We start from the raw sequence: 12,790 nt of genomic DNA on the forward strand, positions 1-12,790 counted from the left end.
TAAATCTGGCTGGCTGAATTGTTCGCAGGGAATAGAAACGTGAGTCATGCAATCCGGAGGGCCAGCGAACTGGCCCTGGATGAGACGACGGTCACCGCACTGCGGGCCGAGCTGAGGACCACCGCAGACGAGGTCGTCCAGGCGATCATCGACGAGGTCCCGCCCTACGCCAACGCCCTTGCGGGTCACATGGGCGCCACCATCCGCCGCGCCGTCCGCACCGCCCTGGGGCACTACCTGGACCTCGCGAGCGGGAACGCCACAGGCGGCGACGCCGGTGACGCGGCCTACGAGCTGGGCCGCGGCGAGGTACGTGACGGCCGTTCGATGGACGCCCTGCTCAGCGCCTACCGCGTCGGTGCCCGCGTGGCCTGGCGATGCCTGGCAGCGGGTGCCGTACCCGCGGGTCTGCCCGCCGCCGAGGTCGCCAAGTTCGCCGAGCTGACCTTCGCCTACATCGACGAGCTCTCCGCCGCGAGCGCCGCGGGCCACGCCGACGAACTGGCCGCCCGGGGCAGGGACCAGGAGCGCCACCTGGAACACCTGGCCCGCGACCTCCTCGCCGGCGCGAGCCCGGACGTACTGCTGGCTTCTGCTCAACGGGCCGGGTGGCAGCCTCCGGTTTCGCTCACCGCGGTCCTGCTGCCCGCCGCGCAGGCTAGGCCTGCCTACCGCGCGCTCGACCCGAGCACCCTCGTCCTCGACGATCTGCCGGACGCCACCGGCGTCCTGCTCGTCCCCGACGCCGACCGATCACATCTCCTGCGGCAGCTGACCGACCGCACCGCCGTGGTCGGCCCGGCCCGCCCATGGACGCGTGCGTCCGCCTCGTACGCACGCGCCGCACGCGCGCGCTCCCTCTCCTCCGATATCCGCGACACCGAGGACCACCTGCCCGAGCTGGTGCTGAGCGCCGACGCGGACGCATTCGCAGACCTGCGTGCCCGAGCCCTCGCACCGTTGCGGACCTTGCCGGACGCGACCGCACGGCGGCTGGAGGAGACGTTGCGGGCGTGGCTGCTGCACCAGGGCAGACGGGAGGAGGTGGCGGCGGCGTTGTTCGTTCATCCCCAGACCGTCCGGTACCGGATGTCGCAGCTGCGGGAGCTGTTTCCGGATCTCGCGTCGCCCCAGCGGGTCCTGGAACTGACGCTGGCGGTCGGTCTTCGGAACAGCTGACGGGCACGTCGACCGGTCCAGGACCGCGTCCAGTCACTGAACACCAGGTGGAGAAGTGAACCAACCTGTCACCTCGGCGGGGGCGTCGGGGCCTTGAGGGAGTGGGGGTAGGTGGCAGAGCGGTGCTGGAAGGAGAGGATCTTCGGGTTCTGGACGACGCCGTCGCGGATCTCGACGGCCTTCTTGATGGTGGCGTCGGTGTCCCATGCCGTGGGGCCACTCATGACCGTGTGCAGGTACGGGAGGAGCGCTTCGCTAATTTCCCAGGTGGCGGAGTTCCACAGGTGGGACGGGCTGTGATCCACCGCGTAGTAGTGGCAGCCGGATCCCACCGAGAACATGGGCTCTCCGAAAGTGGTCGGGTGGGCCCATGCGAAGCCCATGCCCTGATCGCAGGCGACGTCGATGAAGAAGGTTCCCGGCCGGAAGAGGGCGAGTTCCTCGTCGTTGACGAACATGAGCGGGGCGTCGGTGTCCTGCAGGACGCAGTTGACGACGATGTCGAACCCGGCCAGATACTCCGCGAGCGGCTGGGAACCGGCCGCGGTGACGGCACGCAGGCGCGACGGATCGCTCTCTTCCTCCTCGAAGTGGCCCATCACGACCGAGGGCATCGGCGACGCCACCGCTGCCGCGGCGCGCTGGGTCAGCACGGTGACGTCGGAGACTCCCATGGCGCCCAGGCCCGTGACCGCTCCGCGCGCCGTGGCACCGAAGCTGATGACCACCGCCCGCAGCCGGCGCCCGTAACTACCGGTCAGCCCGCCGAGTTGCAGGGCGTGCAGCACCGAGCAGTAGCCGGCGAGCTCGTTGTTCTTGTGGAACACATGGACGCTGAAGGCGCCTGTGGAGGTCCAGTGGTTCATGGCTTCCCAGGCGATCAGGGTCAGCCGTTCGTCGATGCCGATCTGGGTCATCTTCTCGTCCTGCACGCAGTGCGGCCATCCCCACAGCACCTGGCCCTCGCGCAGCTCGGCGATGTCGTCGTGCGTCGGTTTGGGCAGCAGGACGATGTCGCTCTCGGCGAGGAGTTGCTCGCGGGAGCGCAGGCCGGCCACGAGCGGTCGCAGGGCGTCGTCGGCGACACCGAACCGTTCGCCGTAGCCCTGTTCGAGAAAGATCCTCTCGCGTATGCCCGGGGCGATCCGGTGGAGATGATGCGGGTGCAGCGGCAGCCGGAACTCATTCTCCTTGCGAGAGGAGGCGAGTACTCCGAGGCTCATCAGACTCATGTGGGGCGGCTCATTTCCGTCCGGACGCGATGCGCTCCGGCCTTGCCGTTCCCCGAGGGCGACGCCGAAATGGATGACGGCGTGCGAGGTGCGCTCGGTAACGCCACCGTACTCCGCAATCGGCCGCTCAGCGGCGACCGCTCGTTTGAGCTCCGATCCACAGATCCAGATCCTGAAAGCCTGAAGTAGCCCTCTCGCGTCAACGGGGCCTACTGCGAAAGCGCGGTACGCGGGTGAGTGCCGATCAACCGGCGACCAGAGCGAGCGCGGTGAGGGGAAACGAGGCGAGCACGAGGTCACTGCCTCGGTCAGCATCAACGACTTCGCCCGCGACCTCACCATCTGGATGGCCGCCCGCCACTACGTCGGACGACCAGCCAGGCAGATCACCGACTTCCAAGACAGCGGAGCGTTCTTGATAGCCTCATGATCATGCCAAAGGTCCGTCAGATACAGCTCACAGAAGGAACTTTGTGATCAAGAGTCGCTCCATCAAGCGGATAGGCACCCTCGCGGGCACCCTCTCCGCCGCCATCCTCCTCACCGTCACCCAGGCATCCGCCGTCACCGCTGAAACCGAGCGCGCCACGGCCGTCGACGGCCCGGCCAGCGTCGACAGTTGGGAATGTGCCAGCAGCGGAGAGTCCGCCAGCGTCGGCTGGGACGCCACCGTCTGTTACTCGCAACTGGGCGACTGGTTCTATCTCTACGACGGGGAGGCGGACGGCTCCTCCGCCGTCGTCGACTGGGCGATCCGCGACGCCCAGGGCCGCACTGTCCGCTATGGCGCCGTCTTCAACGCGGACGGTGCCGGTGCCGTCCGCTACAAGAACAAGGACTTCCCTGACGGCTCGAACGACACGATCCGCTTCCGTGCCTGCCTCGGTCACTGGTCCACCAAGCTGATCACGGCAGGTACGTGTTCCGCCTGGGTGACCCGGCAGACCTGACCCGCACCTGACGGCTTCGCCACCGAGGCGCAGGCCCTCGTCCAGGTTGCCGCCCGGTCGAGGGCCCGCCGTCAGCCAGGCGCTTCTCCAGCAGGGCGCCGCTGCCCAAGTGGCTGTCTCTTGTGGGCCGTACGGACTAGCCTGCTGGACGCCACCCCCAGCAGTGCGTCCTCGACCGCGTCCGAACTCATACCGCTGCACGAGGCGTCCCTCGCGGACTCCCATGAGCAGGCCCGCAAGCTGGCCGAGGCGTTCCAGACCGCGTCGTAGAGTCCGGAACAGACGCTCTTCGCCGCACTCGGCCCGGCGGTGCCGTAATCGTCACCATCCCCAGTGCCGAGTTCCCCCGGCCCAACGTCCTGGCCCCTCTTGCGATGCACGGCTACGGAACCACGGCGCCGCCGGCTCGCCGATCCGCCGGGTGACAGTACGTCAATCGCTCAGCCACCCCGCCGCGGCCGTCTCCGTGCCCACACCTTTCGGGAAAGATCCCCGCACAGGAATGAGGCTTCCATGTCCACTTCCACGTCGTCCGAGCCATCGACGCCGGACACCGACCATCCTCTGATCATCGAGCTGTGGACCGATCTGGGCTGCCCCTGGTGCTATATCGGCAAGCACCGGCTCGAACAAGCAATCGCCGCCGCGACTCCGGTCGGCCAAGTACAGCTCACCCTGCGGTCCTTCGAGCTGGACCCGGACATGTCCGCAACAGCGGTGTCGGTCCCGGAAGTGTTCGTCGCCAAGCACGGAGGTACGACCGAGCAAGCCCGCCGGATGGAAATGCGGATGGCCGAACTGGCCCAGGCCGAGGGCCTGCCGTACAGCGTGGACCGTCCTGCCGCGAACACCTTCGACGTCCACCGGGTACTGCATCTCGCCCGCGCTCATGGCGTGGCCACACCGCTGTTCTCGACGCTTCAGCGCGGCTACTTCGCCGGTGAGCTCAACCCGTTCGACAAGGACGAACTGGTCCAGGTCGCCGCCGAGGCCGGAGTTCCGGTCGAGGAGACCCGCGCGACGCTGTCCGGGGACACCTACACCCAGGCCGTCCGCGACGAACGGGCCGCCGGCCTGGCACTCGGCATCCAGGGCGTGCCGTTCGCGGTCTTCAACGGCACGCACGCCGTCGCCGGCGCCACGAGTGTCGAGGGATACACAAACGCCATCGCGCAGGCCCTCGGAGTACCCGCATGACTGCTCCCACTACACAGCCCACCGAGCCCGCTGACGACGACACCTTCGGCACGTCCGGCGACAGCGACTCCCACGACACGCCTCCCCGCACCCTTACGTTCATCAGCGCCCCGGAAGGCGCGTTCTGCGACAGCCAAGGCCACTCCACCGAGTGAAGGAGGAACGGGACGGTAGGTGTCCAGGTCGCCGAAGTACCCCGAGTACCCGACCGGGCCACCGATCTCGGGCAGACGGAAGCCTTCCACCTTGACGTACCCAGCATCTCGGTCGTCGTCTCCCGCGTGATCACCCGCAGCGTCACAGATCACTGCAGAAGCGCCGCACCTCGTTGCAGATTTGTTCGATGCGGCCGCATGGACACACCACGGAGGGGCATCCGTCGCACGTGCCCCACTCCTGTTCGCATGCCTCTCCAGGCACCCGATCGACGAGGACGACGATCTGATGAGAAGACCCGGCTTACGAGCCGTAGTCGGTGTACTGGTCCTGCTGTTGCTGCCGTTGTTCGGCACGAGCACCCCCGCCGCGGCCAAGCCTGTGACCGATCCGGGCTCCACCGCCCTTCCGATCTCCTACCACGCGGACATGGCCGTGGACGCCGTGCACCGCAGGCTCTACATCGCCGACATCGTCACAAGTTCCGTACTGGTGACGGACTTCGACGGCAGGCTCCTCAGGACGCTGCAGAACAAACCGGGCGCGGCGGACCTCGTGCTGTCCCCCGACTCACGCACGCTGTACGTGGCGCTCAGCGGCGGCGACGCGATCGCCGCCGTCGACACCAGCACGTATCGGGAGAAGGCCCGCTACGCCACCGGCGACGGAACCGCGCCGCTGCGACTGGCTCTCGCGGGCGACACCCTGTGGTTCAGCTACGGGTCCGACTGGGACAGCAACATCGGCTCCCTCGACCTGAGCGGTGCCCGCCCTGCCGTCCGGCTCGGTCTGGTGCCCTGGGGCACCTGGGCCGGCCCGCCGATGCTGCTGTCCTCCCCGTCCGCGCCCGGCGTGGTCATCGCCGGCGAGCAGTACCTGTCGTCGGCGAACGTGACGGTCTACGACGTCAGCACGGGCGATCCGGTCGTGCGCACGAGCCAGGACAATCCCGGTGGTGTCGGCAGCGTGGTCGATCTCGCCCTGTCGCCCGATGCCGCCACCCTCTTCATCGTCGGAGGCTACCCGTACCACCACCTGGCGTTCCGGCTGAACGACCTCTCCGTGGTGCACACGTATCCCACGACCAACTATCCGAACGCGGCCGCGGTGTCCGTCACCGGTGAGGTCGCGGCGGGCATCGACAACTCGTACGGCCAGGACGTCTATCTCTTCCGGACCGGCGCCGACGCACCGTCCCGGGTCATCGACCTGGAACCGGGCACCGGCCGGGCCCTCCGGACGCACGGCCTGATCTGGTCCCCGGACGGCACCCGGCTGTTCGCCCTGACCGGCGAGTACGGCGCGAACCTGACTCTGCACGTGATCCCCGCGTAACCCGTTCTGTCCCACCTGACGCCGGCCTCGAGGCTCAACCGGCCGGCGCCGGGCGCAGGAAGTCGGTGAGTGCGTGGGCCAGGGCATCGGGTGCCTGTTCCGCGACATGGTGTCCGGAGTCGATGCCGTACCCACGCACGTCGGTGGCCCACCGCTGCCAGATCGCGAGGGGATCGCCGTAGAGGTCTTCCAGGTCGTCCTTGAGTGACCAGAGGATCAGCGCCGGGCAGGTGACACGCGTGCCGGCTGCCCGGTCGGCGTCCTCATGCCCGCGGTCGACGGTGAGGCCGGCCCGGTAGTCCTCGAGCATGGCCCGCACGACGTCGGGATCGCGGGTGGCGTGCCGCCACTCGTCGTAGTTCTCCTGTCCCATGACCTCGGGTTCGCCGTGGTACCAGCTGTCGGGATCGGCGGTGATGACCCGCTCGGGAATGCCGGGCTGCGCGAAGAAGAACCAGTGCCACCACTGCGTGGCGAACTCGACCGTGATCCGGGACAGATGCTCCGTCAGTGGCAGGCAGTCCAGAAAGGCCACGCGGGACACGGCGTCGGGGTGGTCGAGCACCAGGCGCAGAGCCACGCTGCCCCCACGGTCGTGCCCGGCGAGCGCGAACCGACGGTGGCCGAGGTGACGCATGACGGCCACCACGTCACCGGCGACCGCGCGCTTGGAGTAGCCCTCGTGATCCGCGGTGAACCGGGGACCGCGGGAACGTCCATACCCGCGCAGGTCCGGGCAGACCACCGTGTGTCCTGCTGCCACCAGCGCGGGAGCGACCCGATGCCATGTGGCCGACGTGCGCGGGTGACCGTGCAGGAGTACCACCGGAGGACCCTCGCCGCCGAAACGAACGAAGATGGACGCCTCCCCGACGTCGACCTGCGTCTCCTCGAACCCCTCGAACACCTCAGCCTCCTCCTGCGACCCCGGCACACGCGCGGCCCTCCTGCCGGGCGGCACGGCATCGGCCTTCCCGGTGCCCCGGACAGCAACTGGCATGCGCGCGGCGGGGCACCCGGCCGCCGGCCGGACGCCGGCAGGCCGATGCGCTCGGCGCCGCCCGTTCCAGCGTGCGCGGGGCACTGTCGGCACGTGACGTCCTATTGAGGTGACGCTCAACGACCCGTCTTCTCCTGCCGCGGCCCGTCCTCCGCTTCCCCGTTCGGTCGGATCGGCCCGCCTCGTGGCGCATTTCCGGCGGTGAGATGTTCGAGTACCTCGACCAGTTCCTGGCAGGCCCGTTCCACCGAGCGTCGCGTGTTGCGCTGCTCGGTGATCACGGCGGAGAGCAGCAACGCGGTCAGGGCCATGGTGCCGTTGAACGCTTGCAGTTTGATCATCACTTCGGTGTGGTTCAGGCCGTCGAAAGGGCCGACCCGCTCCGTGGCGGCGACGGTGGCCACGATGGACGTGAAGAGCGCGCAGAGCATGCTGCCGGCCAGCTGGAAGCGCAGGGCCGTCCAGATCAGCAGAGGGTAGACGAGGAACAGCACACTGAGGCTGCTGTGGGTGACCAGCACTACGGTGCCGCAGGTGATGAGGGTGAGTCCTGTGGCCTCCTGCCAACGGGACAGGGGTGGCGGCCAACGCGCCGCATGGAGCACCAGCAGGAGCGGCGTGACGATCAGGACCCCCATCGCGTCGCCCACCCACCACGCCAGCCACACGGCCCAGAAGTCGGTGCCGTGGAGCCGCTCCGTGATCACGAGCATGCCGACGCCCACCGTGGCGCTGATCATCATGCCGGTCAGTGCTCCGAGGAACACCAGGGCCAGGCCGTCTCGCAGCCGGCTCAGGGCGGTACGGAAACCCACCGCACGCAGCATGAGGTACGCACAGACGGGCGCGGCCGTGTTGCCCAGCATGTTGCCGAGCACCTCGGGGCGCAGGGAGGTGAGGTGCATGATGACGAGCAGGGAACCGAGTGCGATGCCGGGCCAGACACGCAGCCCGAGGATGAGCAGAGCGGCCACCGCGATACCGGTCGGCGGCCAGATGGGGGTGAACACCGCCCCCTCGACGGCCAGATTTCGCAGGAGTCCGAGGCGTCCCGCGGCGTAGTAGCAGCCGGCGACGGCCAGTGCCTGGAGGGCGTAGACGCCGGTCCGGCGCAGATTCTCGGTACCCGCCACACAAGCCATCAGACACCGAGACAGCCGTTCCGGCGAGGCGGGGAGCGGCGGCGGGCCGCCCTACGGCTGAGGTTCGGCTCCTTCGTAGCCGAGGACCAGTACGGCGGCGTCGTCCTCGTGTCCCACCTGGTCCGCGCCCCGGATCACGGCGGCGGCCAGCGCGCTGGCGTCCATGCCCGCTACGGCGGCGATCCCGGCGAGTCGTACGACCTGGTCCAGGCCTTGGTCGAGCTCCATGGACGGCCCCTCCACCACGCCGTCCGTGAGCAGAACGAACACGCCGCCCGTGGTGAGCCGGAAACGGGTCACGGGGTAGGTCGTGCCGGCCTGGACACCCAGCGGCGGACCGCCCTCGTCGCTGCCGATGCCGGACTTTCCGTCCGCCGTTGCCCAGACGCAGGGGATATGCCCGGCCCGCGCGCTCTCCAGGACGCTCGTGGCGGGGTCGAGGCGCAGAAAGGTGCAGGTGGCGAACAGTTCGGAGCCGAGCGACAGCAGGAGGTCGTTCGTCTGTGCGAGGAGTTCACCGGGCTCACTCGTCACGGAGGCGAGTGCGCGCAAGCCGACGCGTACCTGCCCCATGAAGGCGGCGGCCTCGATGTTGTGGCCCTGGACGTCACCGATGGACAGCCCTATCCGGCCGTCCGGCAGGTGAAACGCGTCGTACCAGTCTCCGCCCACGTTGAGGCCGTGATGGGCCGGTACGTAGCGCACCGCCAGGTGGTAGCGGGGCGCTGTGGGCATCTGGGCGGGCAGCATGCCGCGCTGCAGGGCAATGGCCAGCTCGACCTGGGAACGCTGCAGCTCCGCGTGCTCACGCGCCCGGGACGTCAGCGAGCCGAGTCTGGCCAGCAGCTCGTCGCCGTCGTGCTCGGGGCCCTTGCGGGACATGGGTCGCTCCGAAGGATCGCCATCCCCTTTTAAGGGGTTTAGCCCGAAATGATTCATATCGGATGATAGCGGCGCTGTGGCGCTGCTCGGAACACCAGCCGTGGTGTGCCCGCCACGCAGGTCGCCGGCCTCGCGTGGAGGACCGGCAGGTCGTCAACGGGATGACGTACAGGATCGGCGCCGGGATCCTGGCATGACCGGCCAGGACCCCGCCGTCCTCGGAGAGCGTGACGCCAACCGATCGCACCCGCCGAGGAACCTGCTCAGGCCCGGGTCAGTGGCCCGAGCCCTGGGTGCCGCCGAGCTGGTCGCGGTAGCGGGGGTCGCCGAGGTAGTGCTCCTCGTCGAAGACCGGCGCGGCCTTGACCTGGTCCTTGGTCCAGCTCAGGCGTACGGTCCGGGCCGCGTGGTCGATGCCCGAGACCGCCTCGGACGGGATCACCACGTCCTTGCCCAGCAGCGGGAGACCGGTGTGCACCACCGCATGGTGCGGCCCGAGGTCCGCGGAATGCGCGCCGATCTTGCCGACCTCTCCGTCCACCGCGTGCACGTGGTAGCCCGTGAGAGCGTCGTCCGGGGTGTGTCCGGCCGTCGGCACCTGGTCGGTCTGGAACTCGTTCACTTCGTCCTCCCTTGGTTCTGGATCTGCGTCTGCCCGCCATGCGCCGCGGCAGACGTCCGCCGGCCGGCTCCGCCGCTTGATCGACTACGCTCGGGTGCGTTCCCCGGCGCGACCTCAGGAGATGCCCATGCCCCCGCACACCGACCAGGACAGCAGCACGGTGGAGGTCGTCGACGTTCCCGAGGAGTCGCGCTTCGAGGTGCGGATCGACGGGCAGCGGGTGGGCCTCGCGGAATACCTGCGCACGAACGAACTTGTCGTCTACCCCCACACGGAGGTGGACCCCGCCTACAACGGCAGGGGCCTCGGCTCCGCCCTGGCGCGTGCCGTCCTGGAGGACGCTCGAGAGCGGGAGTTGGCGGTGCTGGCGACCTGCCCCTTCATCGCGGCCTACCTCGCGCGGCACCCGGAGTACCACGACCTCGCCTACCAGAACCGCAGCAAAGTCGCCGACTGAGCCACATGGGCCGCACCGCACGGCCGCTTGTCCGGTCACTGAGACCGAGCGTCAGCCGCAGTCAGCCGTAGTCGGTGGATGTGCGGTCACGTAGGGGCAACCGTGGGCGGATCGATGGGGCGGTCAGTGGTGAACGCGGCGCGGAAGCCGTTCCTGATGTCTGTCGAGGATGTCTTCGGCCTGCAACAGGGCAGGTTGGTCATGCTGGCGGGCCGGATCGAGCGCGGGCGGGTACGCAAGGGTGACGAGGTGGAGATCGTCGGCCTGAGGGGTGGCGCGATCGCGCGTGTGACGGGCATCGAGGCGAGCCATGTGCGTATCGACGGGGCCGGTGCGGGCATGAACGTGGGGGTGCTGCTCGGCGGCATGGCAGCGGATGCCGTGGAGCGGGGCCAAGTGCTGGCGACTCCGGGCTCGATCAGCGCCCACGCCTGCTTCGGTGCGGACATCAGCCTGCTGTCCGAGGAGCAGGGCGGTGCGGACCTAGTGTCCGGCGACCGCCTGCGTTTCCACATCCGCAGCGCCGCGGTGTGGGGCACCGTCACGCTGCACGGGGTGGAGGCGGTGCGGCCCTTTCACGGGGCCGAAGTGACGGTCACGCTCGACGAACCTGTTGCCCTGGAGGAGGGCCAGCCTTTCGCATTCCGTCACTGCGGTCGCGCCGCCGGCTCCGGGACCGTGACTCGACTCCCGCGCTGAGCTTCACGATCCAGACCAACGCCCGTTCGTCCAAGCGTGGTGCGACAGCCCTGTTGGGCCGGGCCGCTCAGCCGAGCCGAGAGGCGGAGCCGTAGAAGGCGGTGCCCCGCGATGGTCCCGGCCTCGTACCGTCGACTGTACGAGGCCGCTAACGCCCGGCGAGCGGACGTAGCCGGATCATGGCGGAACTCATCGTGGCTCGCGGCAGGTTGCCTCACCGTTGCAGGATCGGGCGCGGGCGCCGGCCTACCGCCCGGTCCGCCCCGTCACCGTCGCGTGCACCACGTGCGCGGCGGCCACGTCGAGGGCCGCGTGCCCGGTGGACTTGAAGACGGTCAGCGCCTCGGGGGAGCGCCGCCCCGGGGCCTCGCCGGCCAGGACCGAGCCGAGGAGGGTGATCCGGTGGTCGGTCGGCAGATCCTGCAACTCGTGGGCGCCGGACGGCGGCGGGGTCGCGGCGGCACCGGGCCATTCGGTGAAGAGGTCGGCGTGCTGGACGGTCTCGGCGTCGAGTTCGGGGCCGTGGGAGCCGCCGACGGAACTCACGTGGGCGCCCGGAGCCAGCCAGGCGCGGCGCACGACCGGACGTGTGGCGCCGGTGCAGCAGTAGACCGTCGCGGCCTCGCGCACGGCGCCCTCGATGTCCCGCGCCGCCCGGCCCTCGGGGTGCAGCGCGGCGGTCGCGCGGACCGCCTCAGGGTCGCGGCCCGCGATGGTGACGGGCATGCCGGGTTGCAGCACGGCGAGCAGGGAGACTTGCGCGCGGGCCTGGGCGCCGGTGCCGACCACCACGACCGGACCCGACCCGGCGAGGGCCAGGGCGCTGTGCGTGGCGGAAGCGGCGGTGCGCCAGGCTGTGATCGGCTCGGCGTCCAGGACCGCCAGCGGATTGCCGTCCTCGGGGTCGAACAGGACGACCACGCCCCGGTGGCTGCTGCGGCCGGGCCGGTCGGGGTCGCGGAACACCGACACGAGTTTCGCCGCGAGGCCGAGGCCGGGGACGTATCCGGGCATGGCGCCGAGCAGTCCGTTCGGGGCGAAGGCGGCGGTCCGCGCCGGGGCGGACGCGCGGTCCTGGGCCACGGCGACGAGGGCGTCGGAGACGGCGGTCATGAGCCGGTGCGGGTCGAGGGCGGCGAGGGTGGCGGCCCGGTCGAGAACGAGGACGTCGTTCACGCCGGGACCTCCTGGTGCGACCCGGAGAGCAGGCCGGCCAGCGTGTCGACCGCGGCGGCGAGGTCCGCGCGGAGCCGTTCGAGGCGGTCGTCGTCGATCTCCGCCGACGGTCCGACGACGGTGAGCGCGCAGACGGGCACTCCCTCGGCGGGTACGACGGCCTGGCTGACCGAAGCGACGAACTGGTCGTTGCGCCCGTCCTCGGCCGCGAAGCCGTCGGCCTCGGCGCGCGCCAGGTCGGCGAGCAGCCCCGCGTCGCCGTCGAGCGGATGCCCGGCGTCCACGGCCGCTTCGAGATAGGGGGCGCGGGCCTCCCGGGGCAGGGCGGCCACCAGGGCGAGCGGTCCGGCGAAGCGGTGCACGGGCAGGGTCTCGCCGAGCAGGGTGCTGATCATCGCCAGCCGGTCGGGTCGTACGACGTCCACCACCCGGGAGCCGGTGCGCTCCAGCACCTGGAGGTTGACCATCAGGTCCGTGCGCCGGGACAGGTCCTGCAGCACCGGACGGGCCAGCGTGGTAAGCGAGTTGTGCGCCGCACGGGACGACAGGAGCAGTACGGCCGTACCGGGCAGATAGCGGTCGTCGGCCCGCAGCACCCAGCCGCGGCGCACCAGGTCCACCAGGATCCGGTAGGCCGTGGCGCGGTGCAGTCCGACCGCCTCGGCGAGATCGGTCAGCCGGGGCGGACGCGGGGCGCGGGCGACCGCCTCGACGAGGTCCAGCGCTTTGTCCACGGCCGTGCGCTGCGCTTGCGGCATCGAAA

Annotated in this window: 15 protein-coding genes; 8 read left to right on the top strand and 7 right to left on the bottom strand. The window is 69.9% G+C overall.

Annotation, left to right across the window (positions count from 1 at the left end; translation table 11 throughout):
• Window positions 1–39: 39 nt before the first annotated feature.
• On the top strand, window positions 40–1,179 hold the full coding sequence (locus ACFY0U_RS30720; protein ID WP_388641347.1) for a helix-turn-helix domain-containing protein: 1,140 nt from the start codon (window positions 40–42) through the stop codon (window positions 1,177–1,179).
• A gap of 68 nt (window positions 1,180–1,247) precedes the next feature.
• Here the strand turns inward: ACFY0U_RS30720 and ACFY0U_RS30725 are convergent, their stop codons facing one another.
• The gene (locus tag ACFY0U_RS30725; protein WP_388641349.1) at window positions 1,248–2,411 is read right to left on the bottom strand and encodes a N(5)-(carboxyethyl)ornithine synthase; all 1,164 of its coding nucleotides are present in this window, start codon (window positions 2,409–2,411) and stop codon (window positions 1,248–1,250) included.
• A gap of 473 nt (window positions 2,412–2,884) precedes the next feature.
• Here ACFY0U_RS30725 and ACFY0U_RS30730 point away from each other — a divergent pair, with 473 nt between their 5' ends.
• The 5 genes from ACFY0U_RS30730 (at window position 2,885) to ACFY0U_RS30750 (ending at window position 6,049) form a co-directional block, all read left to right on the top strand.
• A complete protein-coding gene (locus tag ACFY0U_RS30730; protein ID WP_388641350.1) occupies window positions 2,885–3,361 on the top strand; it encodes a hypothetical protein in 477 nt (158 codons plus the stop codon).
• A 120-nt stretch (window positions 3,362–3,481) separates the two neighbouring features.
• Window positions 3,482–3,631, top strand: coding sequence for a hypothetical protein (locus tag ACFY0U_RS30735; protein WP_388641351.1), 150 nt, complete (start codon window positions 3,482–3,484; stop codon window positions 3,629–3,631).
• Between the two features lie 243 nt (window positions 3,632–3,874).
• Window positions 3,875–4,558 (top strand): DsbA family protein, encoded by a 684-nt coding sequence (locus ACFY0U_RS30740; protein ID WP_388641352.1) that lies wholly within the window; start codon window positions 3,875–3,877, stop codon window positions 4,556–4,558.
• Window positions 4,555–4,713, top strand: a complete 159-nt coding sequence (locus ACFY0U_RS30745; RefSeq protein ID WP_388641354.1) for a hypothetical protein — start codon at window positions 4,555–4,557, stop codon at window positions 4,711–4,713. The genes ACFY0U_RS30740 and ACFY0U_RS30745 overlap by 4 nt, the downstream gene beginning before the upstream one ends.
• Window positions 4,714–5,002: 289 nt before the next feature.
• A complete protein-coding gene (locus ACFY0U_RS30750; protein WP_388641355.1) occupies window positions 5,003–6,049 on the top strand; it encodes a hypothetical protein in 1,047 nt (348 codons plus the stop codon).
• Window positions 6,050–6,083: 34 nt separating this feature from the next.
• Here ACFY0U_RS30750 and ACFY0U_RS30755 read toward each other — a convergent pair whose 3' ends face one another.
• The 4 genes from ACFY0U_RS30755 to ACFY0U_RS30770 form a co-directional block, all read right to left on the bottom strand.
• Window positions 6,084–6,956 (bottom strand): alpha/beta fold hydrolase, encoded by an 873-nt coding sequence (locus tag ACFY0U_RS30755; RefSeq protein ID WP_388641468.1) that lies wholly within the window; start codon window positions 6,954–6,956, stop codon window positions 6,084–6,086.
• A 209-nt stretch (window positions 6,957–7,165) separates the two neighbouring features.
• The gene (locus ACFY0U_RS30760) at window positions 7,166–8,191 is read right to left on the bottom strand and encodes an MASE1 domain-containing protein (RefSeq protein ID WP_388641357.1); all 1,026 of its coding nucleotides are present in this window, start codon (window positions 8,189–8,191) and stop codon (window positions 7,166–7,168) included.
• 51 nt (window positions 8,192–8,242) lie between these two features.
• A complete protein-coding gene (locus ACFY0U_RS30765; RefSeq protein WP_388641359.1) occupies window positions 8,243–9,073 on the bottom strand; it encodes a PP2C family protein-serine/threonine phosphatase in 831 nt (276 codons plus the stop codon).
• 274 nt (window positions 9,074–9,347) lie between these two features.
• A complete protein-coding gene (locus tag ACFY0U_RS30770; RefSeq protein ID WP_388641361.1) occupies window positions 9,348–9,695 on the bottom strand; it encodes a PRC-barrel domain containing protein in 348 nt (115 codons plus the stop codon).
• Window positions 9,696–9,822: 127 nt separating this feature from the next.
• Here ACFY0U_RS30770 and ACFY0U_RS30775 point away from each other — a divergent pair, with 127 nt between their 5' ends.
• On the top strand, window positions 9,823–10,152 hold the full coding sequence (locus ACFY0U_RS30775; protein WP_388641362.1) for a GNAT family N-acetyltransferase: 330 nt from the start codon (window positions 9,823–9,825) through the stop codon (window positions 10,150–10,152).
• Between the two features lie 126 nt (window positions 10,153–10,278).
• A complete protein-coding gene (locus ACFY0U_RS30780) occupies window positions 10,279–10,851 on the top strand; it encodes an EF-Tu/IF-2/RF-3 family GTPase (protein WP_388641364.1) in 573 nt (190 codons plus the stop codon).
• Window positions 10,852–11,097: 246 nt separating this feature from the next.
• On the opposite strand, the gene ACFY0U_RS30785 is transcribed toward ACFY0U_RS30780, so the two are convergent.
• Together ACFY0U_RS30785 and ACFY0U_RS30790 are read right to left on the bottom strand one after the other, a co-directional pair.
• On the bottom strand, window positions 11,098–12,027 hold the full coding sequence (locus ACFY0U_RS30785; protein ID WP_388641365.1) for an ornithine cyclodeaminase family protein: 930 nt from the start codon (window positions 12,025–12,027) through the stop codon (window positions 11,098–11,100).
• A complete protein-coding gene (locus tag ACFY0U_RS30790; protein ID WP_388641367.1) occupies window positions 12,024–12,785 on the bottom strand; it encodes an IclR family transcriptional regulator in 762 nt (253 codons plus the stop codon). Before ACFY0U_RS30790 ends, ACFY0U_RS30785 begins: the two co-directional genes overlap by 4 nt.
• Window positions 12,786–12,790 lie beyond the last annotated feature (5 nt).

Origin of the sequence: Streptomyces sp. NPDC001536 (assembly GCF_042894505.1) — a bacterium.
GTDB lineage: Bacteria > Actinomycetota > Actinomycetes > Streptomycetales > Streptomycetaceae > Streptomyces.

Coding starts and splice junctions, on each gene's coding strand:
- ACFY0U_RS30760 (WP_388641357.1), bottom strand. CDS start 8,191: ATGGCTTGTGTGGCGGGTACCGAGAATCTGCGCCGGACCGGCGTCTAC.
- ACFY0U_RS30740 (WP_388641352.1), top strand. CDS start 3,875: ATGTCCACTTCCACGTCGTCCGAGCCATCGACGCCGGACACCGACCAT.
- ACFY0U_RS30765 (WP_388641359.1), bottom strand. CDS start 9,073: ATGTCCCGCAAGGGCCCCGAGCACGACGGCGACGAGCTGCTGGCCAGA.
- ACFY0U_RS30750 (WP_388641355.1), top strand. CDS start 5,003: ATGAGAAGACCCGGCTTACGAGCCGTAGTCGGTGTACTGGTCCTGCTG.
- ACFY0U_RS30745 (WP_388641354.1), top strand. CDS start 4,555: ATGACTGCTCCCACTACACAGCCCACCGAGCCCGCTGACGACGACACC.
- ACFY0U_RS30790 (WP_388641367.1), bottom strand. CDS start 12,785: ATGCCGCAAGCGCAGCGCACGGCCGTGGACAAAGCGCTGGACCTCGTC.
- ACFY0U_RS30725 (WP_388641349.1), bottom strand. CDS start 2,411: ATGAGTCTGATGAGCCTCGGAGTACTCGCCTCCTCTCGCAAGGAGAAT.
- ACFY0U_RS30775 (WP_388641362.1), top strand. CDS start 9,823: ATGCCCCCGCACACCGACCAGGACAGCAGCACGGTGGAGGTCGTCGAC.